We start from the raw sequence: 22,139 nt of genomic DNA on the forward strand, positions 1-22,139 counted from the left end.
CTTTAGAGCAATTATTGGCCTGGGCTGAAGAGCCTTCAACAGTCGGTACTTGCGACTAAAGAACGGATACGTAGGAATAATCAAACTTACCGAAAAGACCACACCAAGCTAGATTCAACTTCTCGAAGCAGTGAACTAACCATTGAACAGAAGCTTGCTTCTGGGATTCGTAGTGATTAAACAGAAGTGCGAATCGTTTTTCTAGGTAGGGCTTGATTTTCTTGCAAATTAAGACCACTTTGAGCACTAAGCTAACGGTAGAGGTGGAGCCCACATTGTTAATCAAATCCATGAAAATCCAATGTTTGGGTTTTTGTCGACTCTCAATGACTAAGAAGTTTAAGACCTGTTGGCAAGTTCTAACCATCAAGAAGTCGTTCATGGTGCGATCGTTGCTTTCAGGGAACATGTGCTGTAAGCATTGATACAGCTGATTATTAAACCGACATTGACCAAATTTGGTGTCGATGGATGAGGCTAAATACTCATAAAAGTCATTTTTGAAATGCTTATAGGTTGAAGTGGCTGCATGCTGCTGCATCAGAAAATGCTTGGCTAAGTCCTGATGGGTATTTCGCGAGTCCACCTTGCCGACAAAATGCTTTAGGGATCCGCGCAGGTCTGAATCACTTAACAGGGTGGGGTTATGAACAGGCTGAATAATTTTTCCCGCTGAATGGGGCTGTCCTACAGTTTGAATTAACGGTTGAGGATCTCTAGTTTGCCGCTTTAAGAGATCCGTCATATACAGAGATAAATCCACCTCAAATTTCTGCTGGGCTTGAGCCTGAGCTTGATGAATCACTTGCTGATGCTCTTGAGTATCTCCTTGTGAGACCAAGCAATGCTTGTATAAGTAGGGATATCGCTGTAAAAGAGTGACAAGGGGTTGTTGCCCAGACGCTGCTCCCCCCGGATTCATAAAGTCTGCGAATCGACGTAGTCTTTGAAAGTGTTGGCTTTTCGCAAAATGCTTAACGAGTAACCGGAGCCGGGTCTTCGTCTGAGTCCGACCTAAGCTGGCTGGCATACCGCTTGCCTGGCCTAAGAGAGTAATGAGTTGTGAAATGGCATAACGACAATCAAATTGGGTTTGCCAACGGTTGACCAAAATATAGCAACATCGATTGAGAAATAAACAAAACTCATCTTGTTTTGTCGTAGATTTGACAATGGCATTTATTGCTTGCCTAATTTCTGGTTCTTGATATCCTGATGTGCCTAGAAATAAAGACTGGAATCGGTGTAAAACATCTTGTGGAGATTCAGAGCGTACACAAGCAAGAAGATGATCATAAACCCTCTGCTCATTAGAAACAGAGCGGGACTGATGATGATAAGGCAACTGGGTATTCACTGGATTTCTAGAGAGTAGGGCTTACAGTTAAGTGATCCGAACAACAACCACTGGTGTTTGAGTTAACTGCTTCCTAATTCAAGGTGCTCCCCAACTTCCTGAATTATGTAGCGTGTGATTAGTATGCCCAAACTTGTAACCAAATTACAAAATATCTCTCTAATTGAGGTGTGATCAAAAGCACATTGAAAAGTGATCTAAATCACCGTAATAGCTTGTAAATGACAAGCTTATAATTACTAAGCTGATTATGATGATTTGCTATTAACTTATTTGTATAAAAAAAGAGGCCTTTTATACATCAAAAAAAGACTGAAATGTCACATATTATATATAAGTTCTACATAAATTATACGTTTCGAAAAATGAGCTTTATGATAGCGTCAACGTCAGCTCTCCTTGTTTTTAGCTGATCAGAATCTGAAAAAAAAATTCAAAAACCCTCATTATTTTCTATTAATGGCGGCATAAGATTACATTTCTTTAACTTATGAGTTGATTAATGGCATCTTGCAAGACTTGAGGAGAGGTGCGGAGAATTCGGCCATTTTTAGAATTAACCGGTACAAGAGTAACGCGCCCCAACACACAGGGCTTTTCCGTATTGATGCAGAAAATATCTTGATCCCAGAAGAGCCTAACTTTGTCTAGCTTGCTCAGTCTGGTTTTAACGATGACCTCGTTTCCCATCTGGATGGCTTTTCGATATTGGAGAGATAAGTCAATGACAGGGAGATCACAGCCCAATTGGACTAATGTTGCATATTCCAGGCCTACGGTGCGAAAAGCGGCAATGCGAGCAGCTTCCATCCATTCTAGATAGGAACCATGCCAGACTACTCCTGCATAATCCGTATGACAAGGCTGAACACGGATGGGATATTCAAACCACGGACTGGAACATTGAGGGGAAGGATTCATGAAATGTCATGGCAAATAACGGCTTGCCCCAACTAAGATACATCAGTCCTGAATGGGCACTGCCTCAACATCAACGGTTTCCTGGCTATCAGATTCATTACTATCGGGTTGTGTGTTTACTTGACGTTTTTTGTAGCCTTCAATTAACACCTGAGAGAGTTCTGAAACAAAGAGCGTCAGCAAGGCGAGATCATCAATTTGACCGACGATGGGAAAGATATCTGGAGAAATATCGAATGGACTTAAGAGGTATGCCAAGGTGCCAGCAATAATCCATCCTCGATATTTCGGATTACGCAGGCTATTTCGATACCAGTTATAAATTGCTTTGATGGAAAAATTCATTGGCTTGGATCTCCTTTGCTCTTCTATTTTGTCAGAACTTAGATAACAGATCTGGTGTGGATTCCCGCCAAAGAGCTCTCTATCCTTTATCAGGCAAAATTGGCTTAATCTAGTTCGTTAAATCGGTAATACTTATATTTGTTCTTCTAATAGAGCAATATCAGTGAATTGAGGGGCGACTAGATTTATTTTATAAATGAATAAGTCATGCTATATCTTATACTTCATGATGAGATAGAAATAGACAGAAAACGTCGTACATTATTGATCTCATCGTCGGATTGGGCAAAGGAACTATCGTGAATATTATCGAGCTATTTGAGAAGGGAGGGCCCACAATATGGCCATTACTCGGACTTTCCATATTAGCGATTGGAACTGTTTTTGAGCGGTTATGGTTCTGGAGCAATCTTCTCAGAGGAGAACGAAAAACAGCGAAGCAAATTCTGGATGCTGCCCGCCGAGATTGGGATGAAGCGACTCACCTAGCTCGACAATTTAGCAATCAACCCATTGGTCGATTTCTGTTCACCCCCCTACGGTTAGCAAATCAAGAACCAGAAATTTTTAGATTAGCCTTAGAGGCCTCTGCTGATGAAGAGCTGACGGCAATGCGCAGGGGCAGCAAAGTCCTAGAAGCTGTGATTGCTTTATCTCCTCTATTGGGATTATTTGGAACAATTTTAGGTTTGCAAAATTCTCTAGGAAAATTGAATTTTGAAGAATTTGGTCAAATTGTCGGTAATCCAGCTTTAGGGATTGACCAGGCTTTAACGAGTACCTTGGTAGGATTGGCCATTGCGATTGTTTCATTGACGTTTTATCGGCTGTTTCAAGGGTTGGTATTTAATCAGGCACGTATTTTTCGACGGACGGGGAATGAGCTAGAGCTGGTCTATCGACAGTTTTGGTTGCAACCTACAGAAACACGACCTGCCCTGACCCCTCAAAACGATGCTCCCAATCCTTAAGGATATTGATTTGCCCGTTGATCGCCAGTATGAAGTCCTATGAAAACATTTATAGAAAATGAAGAAGCAGAGATTCAAGTTGAACTAATTCCGCTATTAGATGTCGTTTTTTGTCTCCTGGCGGTGTTTATCTTGGGAACGGTAGGGTTGAGTCGGCCTGAAGGGATTAATCTCAATCTTCCTAAGGCAGAAACAGGGACGCCCCAATTTAGCAGTAAATTCAGAGTGCAAGTTGGCATTCTCGGAGAGTTGTTGGCGAATAATCAACCGGTTAATCAAACTCAGCTGAAGCAGTTAGTGAGTCGCTATCTGCAAACGACCCCTCAAGGTGTTGTCATTTTGAAGGCTGATGGAGGTGCTACTTACGATCAGGTGATTACGGTTTTGGATGTGCTGCGGTCTGTGGGGGGAGAGCGGGTGGCTCTAGAGACCGTTAAAAGTGATCCAGTGACCCCTCCTGGTCAGGTTCCAGGTCAGGTTCCAGGTCAAAATGACGTGTTACCCGTTCCATCTGTAGATGGCCCTAATCCAGGGACCTTTCCCGCTGCGCCCAATCAGCCGTCTACTCAACCGATTACCCCGTTACCAGGACAACCTCTCGCTCCTTTACCGGGTTCTCAGCCTCAACCCAGCCCTGCTGCACCGTAAGTACGCAATCAATTAGTTCTGAGGTGATAAGGCTTGGTTTAGGGCTTGAAGTTGTGGGGTCGTTCCCATGCAAATCAGTAGATCTTGGCTGCGAAATTCAGTTTGTGCTGATGGAGCGCCAATGAGTTCACCGTTGTCCCGACGGATGGCGAGGATGGAGGCACCGGTTTGCGATCGCACCCCCAATACCCCCAAGGTCTGACCAATATAGGGACAACTCTCCGTATCGATCAGCAGTTCTTCGATATAAAAATCCGGTTCACTGCCCGTTAAAGCCACATCCATAAAGTTGACGACTTGGGGCCGTAAGGCCGCTGCAACCATCCGTTTGCCAACGGTCATATAGGGGGAAACTACAGCATCTGCTCCGACTTGCTGCATTTTGGCTAGGGCATCTTCGCTATTGGCCCGGACAATGGCTCTGATGTTGGGATTGATGTTTTTAGCGGACAACACGGCGTATAGATTGTCGGCATCGGATGCCAGAGTAGTGACGATACCGCAGGCTCGTTCTATACCGGCTTGTAATAGGGTTTGATTTTGGATCGCGCTACCTTGAACTGTGACATAGCCCAAATTTTGGGCCATTTCAACCCCTTCTTCATCCTGATCAATAATCACAAAGGGGATATTCTCTGAGGTGAACTCTTGGGCAATCTGTTGGCCGGTGCGACCAAACCCGCAGAGTACAAAGTGCTCTGAGACATCTTCTAGGAGCCGCCGCTGTTGTTGTAAACGGACTCCGTCTCGGAAATACCCTTGAATCACGGCTTCTGTAAAGCGATTGGCAATATAGCCGAGCCAAATCACCCCGACGATAATCAAGACAATCGTGAATAACCGACCGCGATCGCTGAGGGGGTTCACTTCCATAAAGCCAACGGTGGAGAGGGTAATCACCGTCATATAGAGGGCATCGGTCAGGGGCCAATGTTCAACCAACCAATACCAAAGGGTGCCTAAGACAATGACGCCTCCGAAGGCCCCAATTCCTAAAAATAATTCTCGTTGAATCTGCTGATACTTTTTCTCCAAAATCGAGTACACGGCAATAGTCCGTCGAAGAAATTGACCTGAACATCTGGGGAAAAAGATATTCGCCTCTAAATAGTAGGTCTAGATCGGTGTGTTTACAGATGGGAGTGGATTGAGTTGCATCTCGATAATTTCAGGGCTTCAGAGTATGACGAAGTATTTCGCTTTTTTATAAACAAATCTAAATATTCTGGGGGTTAGTAGCAAATAATACGGTAGGAGTATTAGGAATCTGAATCAAAAACGGTAGTCACTAAGTGTGGAGTAATCCACGGGGGGACTTATTACGAGTGACTCTGCTAGTCATCAACCAATACTCTACCCGAGGAGGATAGACAAGTGATTCCATTAGCATGGGGCGTCAACACAATCCTAGGATTAGTCCTAAAACTGATTGTGACCGCCATTAGTCTCTTCATCATTTCCAAATTGCCATTTTTGGGTGTAGAAATTGATAGCCCGGGTAAGGCTGTCTTTTCTGCTTTTATCTTCGGCATCCTGAATGCTTTGGTCGTGCCTTTGTTTGGCCTATTGGAGTTAGGACCAAAACTGACTGATATTGTGATTGCTGGCCCCATTCACTTTGTCCTGAATATCATTATTTTTGCCCTGGCCGCTGCATTGGTGCCTGGGTTTAGCCTGAAAAATAAGATTTTAGATCCCATCGTCGGATCCATCCTACTCACCATATTGAATACAGTGATTAATCATCTCCTACCTTTTGGTGGAACAGCAAAGGCAGCCTTGGTTATGGCTGGAATTGGTTAGTTTTCCTGTCAACGGTTTATTCGTTCCGCTGGCTAGCCATTAGGTTTCAACGGACACAGGATGAGCCGTTACGGTTGGGCGGGTGGTTCGAGCCGCAATGGGCATGCGCCAACCCGTGCCAAAGGCTCGATCCGTAATCTTGAGTCCCGGCGGTGCTTGGCGACGTTTGAACTCAGCCCTTTTTACCATTTGAATAATGCGGTCCACGATCGCAGCAGGGTGACCTGCTGCGATTATTTGTTGGCTAGATTGATGATTGTCGACATAGCGATAGAGAATATCATCCAACACCTCGTAGTCAGGCAGGGAGTCTTGATCCACTTGTCCGGGTTTGAGTTCAGCACTGGGGGGCTTGGTAATCACAGATTCGGGAATGATGATGTTCTGCTCTCCCAGTTCAGGCGGGGTGTTGGTATTAAGCCATCGGCATAGCTCGTACACACGGGTTTTAGGTACATCTGCAATGGCTGCTAAGCCCCCGTTCATATCCCCATAGAGGGTGCAGTAGCCGACGGCCATTTCCGATTTGTTGCCTGTGGAGATCAGCAAACGACTAAATTTATTGGCAATGGCCATCAGTAAATTGCCGCGAATCCGGGCTTGAATATTTTCTTCGGCTACACCGGATTCTGTACCCGCAAAAACGGAGCCTAGGATATCGTCGTAGGTCTGCATCGCGGGTGCGATCTCTAACTGCGTAGTGGGCATTCCTAAGTTCTGAGCCAGATCTTCCGCATCTTTAATGGAATGGTCAGAGCTATAGGGTGAAGGCATCAATACGCCCAAGACATTCTCCGGACCCAGGGCGGCAGCAGCAATGGCGGCGACTAAGGAAGAGTCAATGCCGCCACTGAGCCCTAGAACCGCTTGGCTAAACCCACATTTTTGAGCATAGTCCCGCAATCCCAGCACCAAGGTTGACCAGATTTCAGCATTGATATCAGTAACGGTAGGTTCGATTCGACTGGACAGTAAATCATGAGCTTCGTAGGTGAGGAATAATAAATCCTGGGCAAAGCCGTTAGCTCGACCGACCACGTTTCCCTGGCGATTGACGGCGACACTGCGGCCATCAAAAATTAAGTCATCATTCCCTCCCACCTGATTGGCATAGATCAAGGGACAGTGATATTGCTGAGCATGGTGCCGCAACATCGCTTCTCGTAGTTCTTGCTTGCCTACGCAGAAGGGAGAGGCGGATAAGTTGATAATCAAATCTACGTTGTAGCTCATCAGTTCTGCAACCGGATCAACCGCGTAGGCTTGTTTCTCCCAGAAATCTGAATTGTTCCACAGATCCTCACAGATGGTGACCCCAATTTTGCCTTCTTTCAGGTCCAGGACATTGGGTTGGTTGCCAGGTTCAAAATAGCGATCTTCATCGAACACATCGTAGGTGGGCAACAAATGCTTATGAAAACACTGTTGAATCTCGCCCTTATGCAAATGGACAATGCTATTGAATAAGGGTTTACCCCCCTGAGCCTTGTTCTGCTGCACGCTGCCCACCAGCACATGAAGTTTGGCTGGCAACTGGGTGGCAAGCTGTTCTAATGCGGTTTGGGCCGCCTCCACAAAGCTAGGGTCGAGCAACAAGTCTCTTGGGGGATAACCACAAAGGGACAGCTCTGGGGTCAAGAGTAAGGTCGCCCCCTGCTGTTCGGCTGTGGTTGCCGCCGCTTCAATAGCCGCAGCATTTCCCACTAAATCACCAATGGTGGGATTCAATTGTGCGATCGCAATCTTCATTTTTCGTTCCTACACAAAAACTAGCGGTTTATCCCGAAAAGGTGCAAAGGCTTCGACATCGAAGCGATATAAAGTGGCAGGGCGACCCGCCCCGCGGCAGATTTTCTCCCCCGTATCGGCCAAAAATCCTAACTTCAACAGTCGAGATCGGAAATTAGAGTAATCCGTGAAGTTCTCCCCCAAAACAGTGCTGTAAAGCTGATAGAGATCTGCCAGGGTAAAGCAGTCTGGCAACACCTCAAAGGCGACAGGACTGTACTCCAACTTGTTACATAGCCGTTGATGACCATAGTTGAGAATGTCTGGGTGATCAAAGGCGAGATTGGGTAATGCCTCGACGGGATGCCAATCAATTTCACAGCCTTCGTCCACGATCAGCATGGCATCTTCATAACGGACGAGAGCGAAATAGCTGACGGATAAGTAGCGCACCCCAAAGCTGTCCGGCGCTTCCCGCGGATCTCGATGGGGACCACCAAAACTATAGAGCTGTTCAAGATACAGGTTCTCCACCCGTAACTTTTCCGCCAGAATTCGATAGGCAGCGGCCTCCAGGGATTCGCCTTCTCGCACCAAGGTTCCGGGTAAAGCCCAGTCTCCTAAATAGGGATCACTGTGGCGCTTGACGAGCAGGGCCAGCAGACGATTTTGAGCCGTGTCCACGGAAAAAATGACATTGTCTACGCCGACCTTGAACTCTGCTAGGGCTGGGGTGGGGTAGTCAAGAGTAGAGGTTGTGGAGTTTCGTCGAGATGAGGATGGGGCGCGTTCCATGAGTACAGATGATGTTGTTGAATGTAGGCAGCAATGGCGGGGGGGACATCGTTAATATCCCCCGTATGGCGATAGTGACTGGATGATACGGGTGGGCCTTGAAAATTGGCGATGGCCAATTGTGCTCCCATCCTTTGGAGGGCTGTTAAGGCATCAGAATGGAGCTGAGCATCCGGTCGGTGCAAAATCAGGAGCTGGACTTGCTGGAATAAGGTTTCGACTCCATACCAATGGGGTAACGTTGTCACCACATCTGAACCGACCACTAGGGTTAGTTCAGCATGGGGCCAGAGCTGTTGGGCCTGCTGCACCGTGAACAGAGTCTTGGAATGACTTAACTCAGCCTGTAACCCCACATGTTCACAGCGCTGTTGCGAATCCTGAATAAGCAATGCCAACATCCGCTGACGTTCAGACAAGACAGACTGGTGCTGTTTAAAGGGGTTGTCTGATGCCCAGATGGCCACATAATCGTAAAGCCCAGCTAACCATTCAATAATGGATTGATGCCCCACTGTGGGTGGGTCAGCACTGGTGCCGAAAAGTGCAATTTTCTTCATAGAGCAAATCATCTAAGGGAACGGGGCGAGAAGGCGGGGGGACCGAGGGCTAGGCAGCCTCCGATGTCCGGCGAGTAGCTGCTGTTAAGGCTTGCAAATCGGTAGATAAGTGAATGGGCAAAGAGACCGGATTCGCCACACAACGAACCTCTGCTGACAAGCTTTGCACGGAAGCCAAGGTCCGTTGGGCAATGGTCTCCAAAGATTCTGGAGATGTGAGGCATTGCCCTGCTTTCATCACAGGTTGTAAGAGGGGTTGACCCACAGGGGCCGCATCGTTGATCAAGCCCAGCTGATCTTGAATCACCTGCCCCTGATGAAACTGGCGGAAAATTTGTTTGCGTCCGGGATAGGTAATTTTGCCATTGGCCTCTTTCATAACCGGCTTATCATCGATGTCAACGAGTTTATACACACCGTTGACAGGACTGCCCGTCACGAGCTTAGTCCCGACGCCATAGCCATTGATGTAGGCTCCAGCTTGGCGGAGTCGGAGAATCTCTTGCTCATCTAAATCTCCACTGACCACAATTTTGGCCTTGGGCAGAAGCTGGTGAATCTGTTGGGATAATTCCACTAAATTTCCGGAGTCAAGGCGGATAGCGGGTACCTCTAGTTCCCCTGCTTTAACTTTCTCCGCCAGGGTTTGGGCTGCTGCGAGGGTGTCATAGGTATCAATCAACAAAGCGGCCTGGGGAAAGGTCCGGTGGAAGGCAGTAAAGGCCTGAAGTTCGGTCCCTTGGGTGGCAGTCATAGCCATAACTAACGCGTGGGCCATGGTTCCACTGGGTGTTCGGCCGAGCTTTTGGGCTGCTAAGACATTGGAAGTGGCATTTAATCCGGCAGCTAAGGCAGCTCGGGCTGCCCAGACCGAAGCCTGGGGCCCAAATGCTCGGCGGGTACCAAATTCTAAGACCGTGGCGTCGGGGCCAGCCGCGTCTCGCAATCGAGCTGCACGGGTGGCGATTAAGGTTTGATAGTTGATGGTATTAAGGATAAACGTTTCTACCCACTGGGCTTGCCACAAAGGAGCCTCAATCCTCAAAAAGGGTTCATTGGCAAAGATCGGTGTTCCCTCTGGGACAGCCCAAACATCCCCGGTAAATCGACCCTGTTCTAACATGCTCCAAAACTGGGTGGGGGCATGACTAAATAAATCAGTTTCTTGGAGATACTGAATTTGCTGATCCGTAAATTTTAGGTTTTGTAGGTAATCTAAAACCTGTGCTAAACCCATCGCGACTAAATAGCCAAACTTGGCAGGTAAGCGCCGAACCGTTAATTCAAAGCTTGCAGGTATTTCTGCAAGATTCTCATTCAAATAGCAAGCAGACATGGTGGCTTGATATAAATCGGTCAAGAGATTATAGTCACTGGCAGAGAGGTTTAAAGATTGATCGGCTACCTCAGGGGGCTTAACCAGTCCTAACATCGCTGAACTCCTAGTAAATATCAATGAAACCCCTGTGGAATCAGGGAGCAGCGATTGTCTAAAGATGAACTAAAACTCATTTTAGAAGCGCTTGTTTTAATTATAGTAAAAATTACCATAATTGCAAAGTCACCTCAAGAATAGGTTGGTAATTGTATTTAACTGAATTGCTCCGTTCGGAACAATTCTATAGACCCAGATCGTCAAGCAGATTGTTGAAGTGCAGGGTCAAGGATTCAAGAGATCTTTGCTACGACGGCAAATGATAAGATGGCCAGAACCTGAACTGATTACGTCAGCGTCCTTACAGAGTTTATCGAACAGTGTTTATGCAACCTTCCCGCTCATTCATCCCCGGTAACCGATATCTAGCCCTATTGGTTGCGTCTGTCTCTTTTGTCTCCTTCTTGCCTGTATCAGTTCAAGCTCAACGCGCAGGAGATTTAGATGGCTCTGGTGCTAGCCAGTCCTCTGATTTAGATAATGTTGAAGTATTGAGTCCCAGTATTACAGGGGGGTTATTTAGTATTCCAGCGGGAAAACGCTTGATGACTGAGGCCGAAAGCGCCTACAGTTCTCAAAATTTTGATTTGGCGGCCAACAAGCTTCAAGATGCCCGTCAAATCATGAACCAGCTTTCCAACTTCTATTCAACCCTGACCTCTAGTTTTCTAGGCGTTGACCGCCGGGTTTCCGAAAGTCACCGGAAAAAAGCACTAGAAACAGCACAACTTCGAGATAAATCAACCTATCAGCTGGCTTTGGTGTATCGAGCCCAAAATAAGCCCGAGAAAGCAATTCCTTTGTTAATTGAGATTATCCGTAGCCAAAACCCGTCTCGAAATTTGGGTAAGAAATCCTACCAGCAGTTGGTGGAATTAGGTTTTTCTGACATTCCCTACCCCCGCACTCCAGGTGCTAAAACCTCCACTTCACCTGAAACGTCTCCAGAAGCGCCTGCACAGCCCAAGTAAATCCTCTTCTCATCTGCTTTTTGAAGTATTGAGGTTGCATAACGGACTCATAGTTTAAAGCTAAACTAGTGACGTTCTTATTTTCTTCAAGCATCTAGATGATTAACCCGGATGACCTTACTGCAATGATTCAAGCTGGTTTGCCTGGGGCTGAAGTTTTTGTTCAGGATCTAACTGGGGGTGGTGATCATTATCAAGCAACGATCATTTCTGCCGAGTTTGCAGGCAAAACCCTGGTTCAACAACATCAGTTGGTCTATCGCTCAGTCAATCAAGTGATGGCCAGTGAGCAGTTGCATGCCCTAGCGCTGAAAACATTCACGCCTGAAAAGTGGCAGGCCCAACAAGCAGATGTGGTGCAGTCCTCCTAACGACTGAATCACATCAATCATAAACCCCCTGATTAGAAGTAATTTTTGGATCCTGTTATGACACCTGAATTGAAAGAACGCCTTGATAATTTAGTTCAAACCAACAAAGTCCTCGTGTTTATGAAGGGCTCTAAGCTGATGCCTCAATGTGGATTTTCTAATAATGCGGTTCAGATCCTTAATAGTCTTGGCGCACCCTACGAAACGGTAGATGTGCTAGAAGACTCCGATATTCGCCAAGGAATTAAAGAGTATTCCAACTGGCCAACCATTCCCCAGGTCTATATCAATGGGGAGTTTGTGGGTGGTTCTGATGTCTTGATCGAGCTATATCAGCAGGGTGAGCTGCAGCAGTTGGTCGAGGTTGCCTTAGCCTCTTAAATTATTTCAGCAGGTCTTTCTTTGCCGTAGCAAGACTTAGCTCATCGATGGGAAGTCATCGAGATAGTCGCTGACATCGGCATCTGGTAAGACTAAAGTCGCCCGTTCACTGGCAATGGGCGCTTTGGGCTTTTCAGGGGTAGGTGCAGGGGTGTTGTTTTGCTCTGGTGCTTCGCTAGAAGTGGGTCCTGCTTGGCTCATCAACGTTTTTAAGAGCTTCCGACTGAGTTCCATATAGGAAGTAGATTGATCCTGCGAAGAGGTTCTCTCCGGTAAGATGACCTTCTGCATGAGGTACTCAATAGTCTCTTCTTTGACCCAGCCTCTACGAACCAGTACTTCTCCTAGTCGCATACCGGTAATTTGCTGATCAGCCAGGGCTACTTCGATCTGTGCTGAGGTTAATAGACCCGCTTCCATAAGATAATTACCGAGTTTTTTACTATCGGCAAAGTTCTTTTGGTTGGCGTTATCTGAGTTTGTTTGAGGGACGAGCTGGCTTAAATTATCTTCCCAGCCGCATTCTTGGCAATCCCAATAAACGGGAGGTGGGTCTTGCTGAATATAGGGGCTGCCACACCGGGGGCACTTGCCTGTAAAGAACGGATGATCCTTGAGGACTTTGAGATCCTCCAAGCTGCTCATATGGAGCAATACTTCAGCGACAGACGATCTCTGGGGTGCTGGTGGAGCCTGACGATGGGGTGGAACAGATTGAGAAGGGGCAGGAATATCTGGACGAGCGGCGTTACGGGTGGGTGAGGGAGCTGAGTTACTTAATCTAAACTCGTGAATGAGGCTGGCTGTCTTTTTCCCAGGATGTGGGTTATAAATCTTGACTGAACTAAACCCAGCAGGATGGAGCATTAATAGCTGATCCCGGAGCATTTGGATCAACGTAGATTGCTGTGCCTTTTGAGGGGTATGCAAGAGAATCTGTAAGCAATCGTCTTTATGCTTCACTTTGATGTGAGCACCTTTGGGCATCAGGTGACGATTGAGTACGACAGCAATAGCTTGTTGATTTCCTTGTTGAGCGAGCTTCAGAATTTTTGTTTGATCAACGTCCACTACAAATTTCTACCCTAGATTTGCTGTTCTCACCTATAGTTATCCTACCCATTACAGGGTGTGAAATATCTTAGTTCTTGAAATATCATCAATATGGTGGGTCATGGTGACTGAATTCCGCCTTGGATTAGTTTCCCTCGAGAGGTTAAACATTCAATCACAAGTATCTGTTAACCTAACAGACGATAGCCAACAAGAATAAATGGACATTTAGTTCTCTGTATGTCCAGATTCTAAAGCCAATCTAGGTTATTGACCACACTGATGTAGAAAGACTGAAGTTTTATTATTTTAAGACCTCATGGTTTTCTTCTCGGCTAGCGATCCACCGATTTCGCTGAGTTAATATTTGTAGTTTTTCTTTTTTCCCTTATTGTGAATAACCTGCGTACTGTTTCTGACACAAAACGAGCTTTTTACTCTATCCATACCCGTCCTGTGAATTCAGTGTATCGAAGGGTGGTGGAGGAGCTCATGGTAGAGATGCATCTACTGCGGGTAAATGAAGATTTTCGCTACGATCCTATTTTTGCCTTGGGCGTGACCACCTCCTTTGACCGGTTTATGGATGGGTATCAGCCTGAGAATGATAAAGACACAATTTTTAGCGCTTTGTGTAAGGCCCAGGAAGCCGATCCAGTGCAAATGCAGAAGGATGGCCAGCGTTTAACAGAATTGGCCCAGTCGAAATCTGCCCAGGAAATGTTGGATTGGATTACCCAAGCGGCTAATTCCGGGGGTGATGAGCTGCAGTGGCAGCTAAGGAATATTGCTCAAAATCCTAAGTTTAAGTACAGCCGCCTGTTTGCGATTGGGTTGTTTACCCTTTTAGAACTCAGTGAAGGGAACATCACTCAAGATGAAGAATCTTTGGCAGAGTTTCTGCCTAATATTTGTACAGTGCTCAATATTTCTGAGAGTAAGCTGCAAAAGGATTTAGAAATCTATCGAGGGAATTTGGACAAAATTGCCCAAGTTCGTCAGGCCATGGATGATATTTTGGAAGCTCAAAAGAAGCGTAGAGATGCAGACCAGGCTAAGCAAGAAGGTTCTGATGATACACCTGCTGCCGAGGCTAGTACCCCAGATTCTGAACCTACGTCTGAGGTCTCCAGTTAATTTTCTGTCTTAACGGAGTAATACCATGACCGCATCTGTCTGCCTTATTCCGGCCCATAGCTATGAGCAATCTTCTCTAAAGGAATCTTTAGAATCGGTTCTTGCCCCTTTGGGAGGGATGACAAAATTTGTCACTCCAGGTGATCGGGTTTTACTTAAACCTAATTTGTTAACGGGGGGACGTCCCCAGAACGAATGTACGACTCGGCCTGAATTGGTTGCGAGGGTGGCGGAGATGGTCATAGCAGCTGGTGGTCATCCTTTTATTGGTGATAGTCCGGCTTTTGGGAGTGCTCGGGGTGTTGCAGAAGCCAATGGTTACGAACCTCTGTTAACGGCCCTCGATATCCCCATTGTGGAGTTACATGGCGGTCGTTATCCCACAGAGAGCCAGACCTTTGATCATCTGAGACTGTCGAAAGAGGCGATGGAAGCGGATGTGATTATTAATCTGCCGAAGGTGAAGTCCCATGTCCAGCTCACGATGACGTTGGGGGTCAAGAATTTATTTGGCTGTGTTCCCGGCAAAATGAAAGCCTGGTGGCATATGGAGGCGGGGAAGGATGTGGATCGGTTTGGGGAAATGCTGGTCGAAACAGCCCGAACCCTAGCTCCTAACCTGACTATTGTGGATGGCATCATTGCCCATGAAGGTAATGGCCCTAGTAACGGTGATCCTAGGCGCTTAGGGATAATGGCGGCTTCTGAGGATGTCTTTGCGTTAGACCGAGCTATTTTGAAGATGTTGCAGGTGGAACCAGAACAAGTGCCCACAATGGCAGCAGCTCTTCGTCTGGGATATTGTCCAGATTGGCAAGATATTCAGTTTCTTTTATGTCATCCCCATGATTTGCAGGTCACGGATTGGCGGTTGCCAGATCATTTGATGCCCATTGATTTTGGGGCACCTCGGGTTCTACGGTCGACTTTCAAGCATCTCTATATCCGCTGGATTAAAGAACCCATGACAGCCTATGCTCAGCGGTAGGTGACGATAGCTTTATAACGTTGACGCAGATCTGCTGGTTAAAGACGGTGAGACATCATCGGGCCATTGGTATGATTCGGGCTTCTGAATTGGCCTTGGGGTTTCGCATGGCTGAGGCGATTGCCCAAGCCGGTATGATGCTGATCGAAATTGCCTGGAATAGTGACCAAGCCGCTACCTTGGTGACTCAGCTTCGGGAAGCCCTACCAGACTGTCAAATTGGTGTGGGAACGATTATGACAGTTGATCAGTTACGAGTTGCGATCGCAGCTGGCGCACAGTTTTGTTTTTGCCCCCATGTCAACCTAGATATTATTCAGGCGGCAGTGGCTAATGATATTCCCATTATCCCCGGAGCATTGTCCCCCACAGAGATTGTCACGGCCTGGCAGGCCGGAGCTAGTAGTGTCAAGATTTTTCCCGTGGCAACGATGGGAGGAAGCCAATATATCCAGAGTTTGCAAGGTCCCCTAGGACATATCCCTTTGATACCCACGGGTGGTGTGACGTTAGAGAATGCTGTGGCCCTGATTGAAGCAGGGGCTGTGGGGGTGGGGTTATCGAGTTACTTATTTCCCAAGGGGGCACTCCAAGCTGGGGATTGGCCAGCAATTACCCGCAGAACAGAGCAGCTATTGCAGCAATTGCAGCCGTGATTAATGGCGGAGCTTATCGGGTCAAACAGTGCGCTGGTGAGGTTGGTTACAATGACGGGGAGCGATATCTTGGGTAATGAATAACTATCGTGTTGATACTGGGGAGCTGAGACATGATTGCCAAAGCAGAGTTACTGGCTGCGATCGCAGGTACAAATCGAGGTGTGATCACTACAGAAGCCAATCGCAGTTTAGTTCTGGATAAAGTCGTTCAGCTCGAAGTTCAAAATCCTACGCCACAACCCTTAAGCGAACAAGAACTACTCAGTGGTGTTTGGCGGTTAATTTATACAACGAGTCCTGATTTGCTGGGTTTGGCACGACTACCCGTGGTGCCTGCAGGGCCGATTTATCAATGTATTCGAGGTCAGGAACTAAAGCTGTATAACGTTTTGGAGTTGCAGGGTATCCCGTTCTTAGAGGGTGTGCTTTGTGTGGCAGCTCGGCTGACCCCCGTATCAGAGCGACGGGTCCAAGTCAATTTTGAGCGCTCTATTTTGGGGGTGAAGGGGTTAATGAATTATCCTTCCTTGGATGTCTTGATTTCTCGTTTGGAGACTCAGAGCCCAGTTGCAGCCCTCTCAATGCCCTTAGATGCCGATCGTTCAGCAGGCTGGCTAGAAACGACCTATTTAGACGAGGACTTGCGCATTGGCCGGGGCAATAATGATAGCCTCTTTGTGTTGACAAGAGTCTAAAGGTTGAGGATGGCCCGACCCACTTTATATGCAGCGATTACCAACCATGGCTTTGGTCATGCCACTCGCACTGCAGCGGTCTTAGCAGAAATTCAGCGGTTGGTCCCCGATGTGCTCCTGATTGTGGTCACGAGTGCCCCTCGATGGCTGATTGAGTCCTATCTGCCTGGAGACTTTATTTACCGTTCTCGGGTCTTTGATGTAGGAGTGATTCAGAAGGATGGTCTGAATATGAATATTCCTGCCACCCTGACGCAGCTGCAGGCAATTCGTACCTATCAACAACGGTTAGTTGCTGGTGAAGTGGACTATATCAAGCAGACCGGCGCCCAGCTTGTTTTAGCCGATATTCCCCCATTGGCGAGTGTGATTGCTGAAAAAGCAGGGATTCCCTGCTGGATGGCCAGCAACTTTGGCTGGGATTTGATCTATGAGCAGTGGGGAGAGGATTTTGCGGAAATTGTGGAATGGGTGCGAGAGTGTTTCGGCAAATGCGATCGCTTATTTCGCCTCCCGTTTCACGAGCCCATGTCAGCATTCTCCAACATTACAGATATCGGCCTGACAGGGGCTTCACCTCGCTATACCACCCTTGAATTGCGCCGTGTTTTTGGGATTACAGCTGACCCAGAAAAGACCGTTCTGCTCAGCTTTGGTGGACTGGGGCTCGCTAAAATTCCCTACCGCAATCTTCAGCAGTTTCCAGATTGGCAATTTATTACCTTTGATCGCCTTGCCCCAGATATCTATACCAACCTAATCAAGGTTACGGATAGCAAATATCGGCCAGTGGATATGATGCCTTTATGTAGTCGCATTATCAGCAAGCCGGGTTATGGCACCTTTGCTGAAGCCTGTAGGCTTGACATTCCCATTATTTCCATCCCTCGGGATGATTTTGCTGAAGCGCAATTTCTATTAACGGGGCTACAAGACCATAACCATCATTATTTACTGGCAGAAAATGAGTTTACTGAAAGCCAGTGGGAGTTTTTGTTTCAGCCTTTACTGCCACCGCGGAAAGAAACATCCCTGCCCAAAGATGGGACACATACTTTGGCAACGGCTGTGATCAATTATCTGTATCAGGACTAGCTCTGGAATTGGTTTTACATTAAATGCTTCAGACGACGAAGTCGATCGGAATAACTCCGCATTACTTCAATGGCAAACATAGGAGTATTTTGGATCGCAAAAAGAAATCGCTCCTGATTCAAGTACACCAGGCTACAGTCACTTCGAGCAATAGCAGTCGAGGCTCTTGTTCCAGAGGGTTGAACTAACGCTCCTTCTCCAAAGACATCTCCTGCCTGAATGGTTTCGACGACCTTGCCTTTGACGACTAAATCTACTTTTCCAGTTAATAGCCCAAACATGACTTCACCGGCTTCGCCTTCTGCAAATATAGTGTCTCCTGCTTTCTTAAACAGGGGAGCATCGGCTTTATGAAAGATACTGACGGTTCTTGCAGGTTCTGCCATAGGAACGCTAAATCTCCTTAGATTATTTCAAGGGTACGTCAAAATCTTCAGATCTGCTTTGTACCCATTGAGTTAATTACATAAATTAAATGTCAATGAATTTTATTGAGTTCTGTATGTTTCACTGTCGGAGAGCCAAAAGAAATATTTTTCTCAGCATGTCTCAAGGTCTAATTGAACAAACCAAAACTTGTTGGAAGTCAAAAGAGATATAGCATGTTCCACACCAGGAGAACCGTGATCGATTGGCTTAGGTTTGGTTAAGGGTCAAATATGGCAGCTCACGTTGATGCTTAGTCCCAACATGATTGCGGGCATACTCTAAACGTCCACATTTTTATCACTTTTGATGGTACCAATAGAGCCGAATCCCTATTGGAATGTGGATGAGATAGTTGCTTTTTTTCTGACCTATCTCAGTTCCAAGTTTGTTGGATTGTTTCTGCTGGCGTAATCTCTATCAACTCATGCAATACCCATTAACTCTTAAATTCAAGCTATGGGCCTTCGCCCCTCAGATTTTTGTAACTGATAATACGGGCAGTCTTGTCCTTTATGTTAAACAGAAGTTGTTTAAGTTAAAAGAGCAAATTACTGTCTGTGCAGATGAGGCTCAAACCCAGCAGCTTTATAGTATTGGTGCCGATCGGATTATCGATTTCTCGGCTCGGTATCATTTCCGCGATCGCACAGGCCAAGAACTCGGCTCCGTCAAGCGCAAAGGCATGAAGTCTATCTGGAAAGCCCATTACGATATTGCTGCAGGGCAGTCAGAAGTCCCGGCACTATCCATCCATGAGGAGAACCCCTGGGTCAAAATCATGGATGCGCTATTTGCCGAAATTCCCATTATTGGTATGTTTACGGGCTATCTTTTTAACCCCACTTATTTAGTGACTCGACCCGATGGCACTGTGGTAATGCGCTTTAGTAAAGTACCTGCCTTCTTGTCTCGCATCTTTACGATCAAGCAGGTTGATCAGATGACTGAAGATGAACAGCAAATGGTGGTTTTAAGCTTGTTAATGATGATTTTGTTAGAGCGTCATCGGGGCTAAATCACTCATGAAAATCGGCTTCCCATACCCCGATGTAGATCCGATCTTTGTCATTGCGTTGAATGATACCTTTTAGCTCACCCACCCGAAACTCATATTCCTGGGCCTGTCTTTGGTAAATCAAAGTCAGTTGTTCTACCACTTTTGCTGGGGGACGGTCTTTGAGCATTCCTTGCAGGGCTAATCGGAGGGGGCTGAGTCCTACTGTTTGGGCAAAGGCTGCTTCAGTTTGTCGCAGCCGTTGGGTATCCGCATCCAACAAGAAGCCAAAGTCTGTTTGATGGGGTTGGAGGTTTTTGTACAACAGTCCATAACTATTCGGCCAGTAACCTGGACTTTTCAAGGTTGGGGGACCTAATGCAGCCTGGATATCTGTTTCGGTTACCCCGACACTAAAAACCGGTACGCTTTTGTTTTCAGCAATCAATACAACGCCACCAGAAGCATTGGGTGGCATTGATTCTATGGGAGCCGGGGTCGGTTTAGGTGAAGGAGCTGAGGCGGATGGACGCTCCTCGGTCTGGGTTGGTTGTACAGGAGATTGAGGTGAGTTTGAGGGTTGGTTGGCTGGGACTAGAACTTCTGGTGGAGCCAGCTCTACTTGGGGCTGGCGATGTCTAGAAAACCCCCAAAGAGCACAACTAATTCCCAAAACACCCACCAGAAAGATACCTATGGGTTTCCAATACTTGCTGATTGGTCCCACAGAATCAGCTCCTGGGGGTTGTTCAGAACGCAGGGAAACCGCTTCAGAGACTGTTGCTGTTGAGAGAGAATCTTCGGTTTCTAGGGGATCTAGGATTTGAGAGATCTGTTGCTCTAGCCAAATCTGATCAAATACCAATCGATAGATTTGGTTGGCCACTTTAACTTGCTGGCCGTCCTGAACGAGCAGCCCCAAACGCAACAACTCGGTTTCTTCTTCTGCTTGGGTAGATTGGGCTTGTAACTGATGCCAAACGACTTGATAGTAGGTCAATAAATCAATGGGATCACAGGTTGAATTCTGAAGAATTTGTGCTTCAAGGCTGCTGAGATGTTTGGTGGCAAAGCCTGATCGCCAATGATGAATAATTTGGTTCTGAACAAGCTGCTCAACAACAGCGGATTCTTCTCCAGCTCTAACAAAGGAACCGGTGCGGACGAGGTGAGCGACTTTTTGGTTGAGTACAGAGTGATTGTTGGTCCAGGTGAGAATGGCTTCTAAAAGCCGATAGGGATAGGCTCCAGCTTTACTCAGATTGAGAAATTGGAGTCTGATCTTGTCGTAGGGATGGAGTTTTTTTCGTTCTCTCTGAATCCACTCAGGGTTAAAAACGGACCGAAACAGGGGATGGGCAATGATGAGGCGATTGTTGCGAAGGGTGACTAGTTCTAGGTTAAGCAGGGCTGTTTGTTCTAGGTCTCCGGTGAAGGGAATGTCGTACTGGGTGAGAATTTGTTCGTAAATTTGGAGGAGGGAGTAAGGGTTGGCGAGTTCATTCTCTAATAAATACTCCCGCAGATGCTGCCAATATTCTGGGGTATTGAAATTGATGGCCTGATCTGTTTCGGATGGTTGGGATTGGGGGATATCCTGGAGATGGGTTAGGAAAAAGTTAATGGTTTTGAGTTTGATCCAACCATTGGCTACGGCCAAGACGCCAAACCGGAGTTGAGTTAGGTTTTGTTGTTCTAGGAGGTAGTCAATTTGGGTGTCGGTGAGTAGGTGGGCTTGGCGTAGATATTGCCCGATAGGTAACAGATCCGGATCGTGAAAGAGGGTAGGCCATTGTTCGGCGAAGAAATCAGCCGTGGGTTCGTGGAGCCAGCCATGTTCGCAGAGGAGATCGCCGAGGCGATGTTGATTGATAGTTTGTTCTTGTAGGGCAAGACTAACTTGAGCGGCAGAGACTAATCCGGCTTGTTGGAGGACGATTCCAAGAGGGTGAGTGGTAGTAGGTGCTGAAGGCATGATGATGATCAGCTTAGGGGCTGTCAATCAGGGCGTTGGATACTATGACTCTAGACTATTGAATAAGTTCTAGCTATAAAATTATTTCGAAAGATTAAATTAGATGGTCGATTGAATAAATTATTGGCAGAAGAGAATCTAGTGGATTTGCTGGGTGAGGAGGGCTAATCGGCTATCGATTAGCATTTTACTAGTGGAAGTACAAATGTTTGTATCTAATTTCGTTTGCTGTAAGACGGGAATAGGGAGTCGATAATTACCCCTAAAGAAATAGCTATTCTAAATTTGATAGTTATTCGTTGGTCAATATTGCGTAATTCTTTCTATTGACTCTGAAGAAAGAGTAGCACTTCAAATAAGGAATTATAGGGAATTTAAGTTAGGTCAAATTTATGTTGGTAGGCCATAGTATTTTTAGTGCTGAGAGATAAATAGTGCTATTGGTACTGCCATACTTATGCCCTTAGCTAACAACCCCAATATCTTAAAGAAATGCTGATTAATTGTATAAAGACTGGAATTGAGGATGAATTATGGCTGAACGACCAGTAACTGAATTAACTGATGGCGAGAAGAAAGAACTTTCTGCCCTTCTTGGTAAATTTTTTCAGGATAAAGAGATTTCAACACAAGCCCTTGTTGTTGATATATCAACCAAAGCAGATGCAGAAGAGAAACTTTCAAGAACAACGAAAACAAGTCTGTATTGTAGATGGGGATGTTGGGCTTGCCAAAATCCACCCCCCAATCCTTTAGATCCTTGTTCACCTTGGGGTTTGTGCTGGGACTGTAGATAGCTAAAGATCTGTAACCAAGATTTACTTAGAA

The 22,139-nt window shown here is 46.4% G+C and carries 24 protein-coding genes; 13 read left to right on the forward strand and 11 right to left on the reverse strand.

From position 1 onward, the window contains the following. Window positions 1–55: 55 nt before the first annotated feature. The 3 genes from I1H34_RS08995 to I1H34_RS09005 all read right to left on the reverse strand — a co-directional run bounded on the left by I1H34_RS08995 (window position 56) and on the right by I1H34_RS09005 (window position 2,623). Window positions 56–1,357: a hypothetical protein gene (locus tag I1H34_RS08995; RefSeq protein ID WP_212665307.1), complete on the reverse strand. Its 1,302-nt coding sequence runs from the start codon at window positions 1,355–1,357 to the stop codon at window positions 56–58. Between the two features lie 483 nt (window positions 1,358–1,840). Next, window positions 1,841–2,278, reverse strand: coding sequence for an acyl-CoA thioesterase (locus I1H34_RS09000; protein ID WP_212665308.1), 438 nt, complete (start codon window positions 2,276–2,278; stop codon window positions 1,841–1,843). Window positions 2,279–2,320: 42 nt separating this feature from the next. After that, window positions 2,321–2,623 (reverse strand): YkvA family protein, encoded by a 303-nt coding sequence (locus I1H34_RS09005; RefSeq protein WP_212665309.1) that lies wholly within the window; start codon window positions 2,621–2,623, stop codon window positions 2,321–2,323. Between the two features lie 299 nt (window positions 2,624–2,922). Here I1H34_RS09005 and I1H34_RS09010 point away from each other — a divergent pair, with 299 nt between their 5' ends. After that, window positions 2,923–3,594, forward strand: a complete 672-nt coding sequence (locus tag I1H34_RS09010) for a MotA/TolQ/ExbB proton channel family protein (protein WP_212665310.1) — start codon at window positions 2,923–2,925, stop codon at window positions 3,592–3,594. 39 nt (window positions 3,595–3,633) lie between these two features. Beyond that, complete coding sequence (locus tag I1H34_RS09015; RefSeq protein WP_212665311.1) at window positions 3,634–4,242, forward strand: ExbD/TolR family protein; 609 nt, start codon at window positions 3,634–3,636, stop codon at window positions 4,240–4,242. A gap of 12 nt (window positions 4,243–4,254) precedes the next feature. Here the strand turns inward: I1H34_RS09015 and I1H34_RS09020 are convergent, their stop codons facing one another. Continuing rightward, window positions 4,255–5,289 (reverse strand): potassium channel family protein, encoded by a 1,035-nt coding sequence (locus I1H34_RS09020; RefSeq protein ID WP_212665312.1) that lies wholly within the window; start codon window positions 5,287–5,289, stop codon window positions 4,255–4,257. 327 nt (window positions 5,290–5,616) lie between these two features. On the opposite strand from I1H34_RS09020, the gene I1H34_RS09025 reads away from it, so the two are divergent. Continuing rightward, on the forward strand, window positions 5,617–6,045 hold the full coding sequence (locus I1H34_RS09025) for a phage holin family protein (protein WP_212665313.1): 429 nt from the start codon (window positions 5,617–5,619) through the stop codon (window positions 6,043–6,045). Window positions 6,046–6,084: 39 nt separating this feature from the next. On the opposite strand, the gene I1H34_RS09030 is transcribed toward I1H34_RS09025, so the two are convergent. From I1H34_RS09030 to I1H34_RS09045, 4 genes are read right to left on the reverse strand one after another with little or no spacing between them, the layout of a single operon-like run. Further along, window positions 6,085–7,794 (reverse strand): NAD+ synthase, encoded by a 1,710-nt coding sequence (locus tag I1H34_RS09030; protein WP_212665314.1) that lies wholly within the window; start codon window positions 7,792–7,794, stop codon window positions 6,085–6,087. A gap of 9 nt (window positions 7,795–7,803) precedes the next feature. Continuing rightward, window positions 7,804–8,457 (reverse strand): NUDIX hydrolase, encoded by a 654-nt coding sequence (locus I1H34_RS09035; RefSeq protein ID WP_212666205.1) that lies wholly within the window; start codon window positions 8,455–8,457, stop codon window positions 7,804–7,806. Between the two features lie 38 nt (window positions 8,458–8,495). After that, on the reverse strand, window positions 8,496–9,128 hold the full coding sequence (locus I1H34_RS09040) for a nicotinate-nucleotide adenylyltransferase (protein ID WP_212665315.1): 633 nt from the start codon (window positions 9,126–9,128) through the stop codon (window positions 8,496–8,498). A gap of 49 nt (window positions 9,129–9,177) precedes the next feature. Further along, complete coding sequence (locus I1H34_RS09045) at window positions 9,178–10,560, reverse strand: nicotinate phosphoribosyltransferase (RefSeq protein WP_212665316.1); 1,383 nt, start codon at window positions 10,558–10,560, stop codon at window positions 9,178–9,180. 329 nt (window positions 10,561–10,889) lie between these two features. On the opposite strand from I1H34_RS09045, the gene I1H34_RS09050 reads away from it, so the two are divergent. The 3 genes from I1H34_RS09050 (at window position 10,890) to grxD (ending at window position 12,286) form a co-directional block, all read left to right on the forward strand. Beyond that, a complete protein-coding gene (locus tag I1H34_RS09050) occupies window positions 10,890–11,534 on the forward strand; it encodes a tetratricopeptide repeat protein (RefSeq protein ID WP_212665317.1) in 645 nt (214 codons plus the stop codon). Between the two features lie 98 nt (window positions 11,535–11,632). Further along, window positions 11,633–11,905 carry a BolA family protein gene (locus tag I1H34_RS09055; protein ID WP_212665318.1) on the forward strand — a complete coding sequence of 91 codons (273 nt, stop codon included), beginning with the start codon at window positions 11,633–11,635 and terminating at the stop codon, window positions 11,903–11,905. Between the two features lie 57 nt (window positions 11,906–11,962). Further along, entirely contained in the window at window positions 11,963–12,286 is a 324-nt protein-coding gene (gene grxD / locus I1H34_RS09060; protein ID WP_212665319.1) for a Grx4 family monothiol glutaredoxin, read from the forward strand. A gap of 36 nt (window positions 12,287–12,322) precedes the next feature. Here grxD and I1H34_RS09065 read toward each other — a convergent pair whose 3' ends face one another. Beyond that, window positions 12,323–13,357, reverse strand: a complete 1,035-nt coding sequence (locus tag I1H34_RS09065) for a hypothetical protein (protein ID WP_212665320.1) — start codon at window positions 13,355–13,357, stop codon at window positions 12,323–12,325. 375 nt (window positions 13,358–13,732) lie between these two features. Here I1H34_RS09065 and psb29 point away from each other — a divergent pair, with 375 nt between their 5' ends. The 5 genes from psb29 to I1H34_RS09090 all read left to right on the forward strand — a co-directional run bounded on the left by psb29 (window position 13,733) and on the right by I1H34_RS09090 (window position 17,913). Further along, a complete protein-coding gene (gene psb29 / locus I1H34_RS09070; RefSeq protein WP_212665321.1) occupies window positions 13,733–14,476 on the forward strand; it encodes a photosystem II biogenesis protein Psp29 in 744 nt (247 codons plus the stop codon). Between the two features lie 25 nt (window positions 14,477–14,501). After that, on the forward strand, window positions 14,502–15,464 hold the full coding sequence (locus tag I1H34_RS09075) for an Npun_F2552 family protein (protein ID WP_212665322.1): 963 nt from the start codon (window positions 14,502–14,504) through the stop codon (window positions 15,462–15,464). A gap of 20 nt (window positions 15,465–15,484) precedes the next feature. Further along, window positions 15,485–16,120 (forward strand): bifunctional 4-hydroxy-2-oxoglutarate aldolase/2-dehydro-3-deoxy-phosphogluconate aldolase, encoded by a 636-nt coding sequence (locus I1H34_RS09080; protein ID WP_212665323.1) that lies wholly within the window; start codon window positions 15,485–15,487, stop codon window positions 16,118–16,120. Between the two features lie 113 nt (window positions 16,121–16,233). After that, window positions 16,234–16,818, forward strand: coding sequence for a PAP/fibrillin family protein (locus tag I1H34_RS09085; RefSeq protein ID WP_212665324.1), 585 nt, complete (start codon window positions 16,234–16,236; stop codon window positions 16,816–16,818). A 9-nt stretch (window positions 16,819–16,827) separates the two neighbouring features. Beyond that, window positions 16,828–17,913, forward strand: coding sequence for a glycosyl transferase (locus I1H34_RS09090; RefSeq protein ID WP_212665325.1), 1,086 nt, complete (start codon window positions 16,828–16,830; stop codon window positions 17,911–17,913). A 14-nt stretch (window positions 17,914–17,927) separates the two neighbouring features. Here I1H34_RS09090 and I1H34_RS09095 read toward each other — a convergent pair whose 3' ends face one another. Further along, window positions 17,928–18,299: a cyclic nucleotide-binding domain-containing protein gene (locus I1H34_RS09095; RefSeq protein ID WP_212665326.1), complete on the reverse strand. Its 372-nt coding sequence runs from the start codon at window positions 18,297–18,299 to the stop codon at window positions 17,928–17,930. Between the two features lie 467 nt (window positions 18,300–18,766). Here I1H34_RS09095 and I1H34_RS09100 point away from each other — a divergent pair, with 467 nt between their 5' ends. Then, window positions 18,767–19,357, forward strand: coding sequence for an LURP-one-related/scramblase family protein (locus tag I1H34_RS09100; protein ID WP_212665327.1), 591 nt, complete (start codon window positions 18,767–18,769; stop codon window positions 19,355–19,357). 1 nt (window position 19,358) lies between these two features. On the opposite strand, the gene I1H34_RS09105 is transcribed toward I1H34_RS09100, so the two are convergent. Further along, window positions 19,359–21,311: a hypothetical protein gene (locus I1H34_RS09105; RefSeq protein ID WP_212665328.1), complete on the reverse strand. Its 1,953-nt coding sequence runs from the start codon at window positions 21,309–21,311 to the stop codon at window positions 19,359–19,361. Between the two features lie 533 nt (window positions 21,312–21,844). Here I1H34_RS09105 and I1H34_RS09110 point away from each other — a divergent pair. Further along, window positions 21,845–22,108, forward strand: coding sequence for a hypothetical protein (locus tag I1H34_RS09110; RefSeq protein WP_212665329.1), 264 nt, complete (start codon window positions 21,845–21,847; stop codon window positions 22,106–22,108). The last annotated feature ends 31 nt before the right edge of the window (window positions 22,109–22,139 follow it).

The sequence above is a fragment of the Acaryochloris marina S15 genome (assembly GCF_018336915.1).
Classification (GTDB): Bacteria; Cyanobacteriota; Cyanobacteriia; order Thermosynechococcales; family Thermosynechococcaceae; genus Acaryochloris; species Acaryochloris marina_A.

Coding starts and splice junctions, on each gene's coding strand:
- I1H34_RS09000 (WP_212665308.1), bottom strand. CDS start 2,278: ATGAATCCTTCCCCTCAATGTTCCAGTCCGTGGTTTGAATATCCCATC.
- I1H34_RS09005 (WP_212665309.1), bottom strand. CDS start 2,623: ATGAATTTTTCCATCAAAGCAATTTATAACTGGTATCGAAATAGCCTG.
- I1H34_RS09015 (WP_212665311.1), top strand. CDS start 3,634: ATGAAAACATTTATAGAAAATGAAGAAGCAGAGATTCAAGTTGAACTA.
- I1H34_RS09030 (WP_212665314.1), bottom strand. CDS start 7,794: ATGAAGATTGCGATCGCACAATTGAATCCCACCATTGGTGATTTAGTG.
- I1H34_RS09040 (WP_212665315.1), bottom strand. CDS start 9,128: ATGAAGAAAATTGCACTTTTCGGCACCAGTGCTGACCCACCCACAGTG.
- I1H34_RS09045 (WP_212665316.1), bottom strand. CDS start 10,560: ATGTTAGGACTGGTTAAGCCCCCTGAGGTAGCCGATCAATCTTTAAAC.
- I1H34_RS09050 (WP_212665317.1), top strand. CDS start 10,890: ATGCAACCTTCCCGCTCATTCATCCCCGGTAACCGATATCTAGCCCTA.
- I1H34_RS09055 (WP_212665318.1), top strand. CDS start 11,633: ATGATTAACCCGGATGACCTTACTGCAATGATTCAAGCTGGTTTGCCT.
- grxD (WP_212665319.1), top strand. CDS start 11,963: ATGACACCTGAATTGAAAGAACGCCTTGATAATTTAGTTCAAACCAAC.
- I1H34_RS09075 (WP_212665322.1), top strand. CDS start 14,502: ATGACCGCATCTGTCTGCCTTATTCCGGCCCATAGCTATGAGCAATCT.
- I1H34_RS09085 (WP_212665324.1), top strand. CDS start 16,234: ATGATTGCCAAAGCAGAGTTACTGGCTGCGATCGCAGGTACAAATCGA.
- I1H34_RS09090 (WP_212665325.1), top strand. CDS start 16,828: ATGGCCCGACCCACTTTATATGCAGCGATTACCAACCATGGCTTTGGT.
- I1H34_RS09095 (WP_212665326.1), bottom strand. CDS start 18,299: ATGGCAGAACCTGCAAGAACCGTCAGTATCTTTCATAAAGCCGATGCT.
- I1H34_RS09100 (WP_212665327.1), top strand. CDS start 18,767: ATGCAATACCCATTAACTCTTAAATTCAAGCTATGGGCCTTCGCCCCT.
- I1H34_RS09105 (WP_212665328.1), bottom strand. CDS start 21,311: ATGCCTTCAGCACCTACTACCACTCACCCTCTTGGAATCGTCCTCCAA.
- I1H34_RS09110 (WP_212665329.1), top strand. CDS start 21,845: ATGGCTGAACGACCAGTAACTGAATTAACTGATGGCGAGAAGAAAGAA.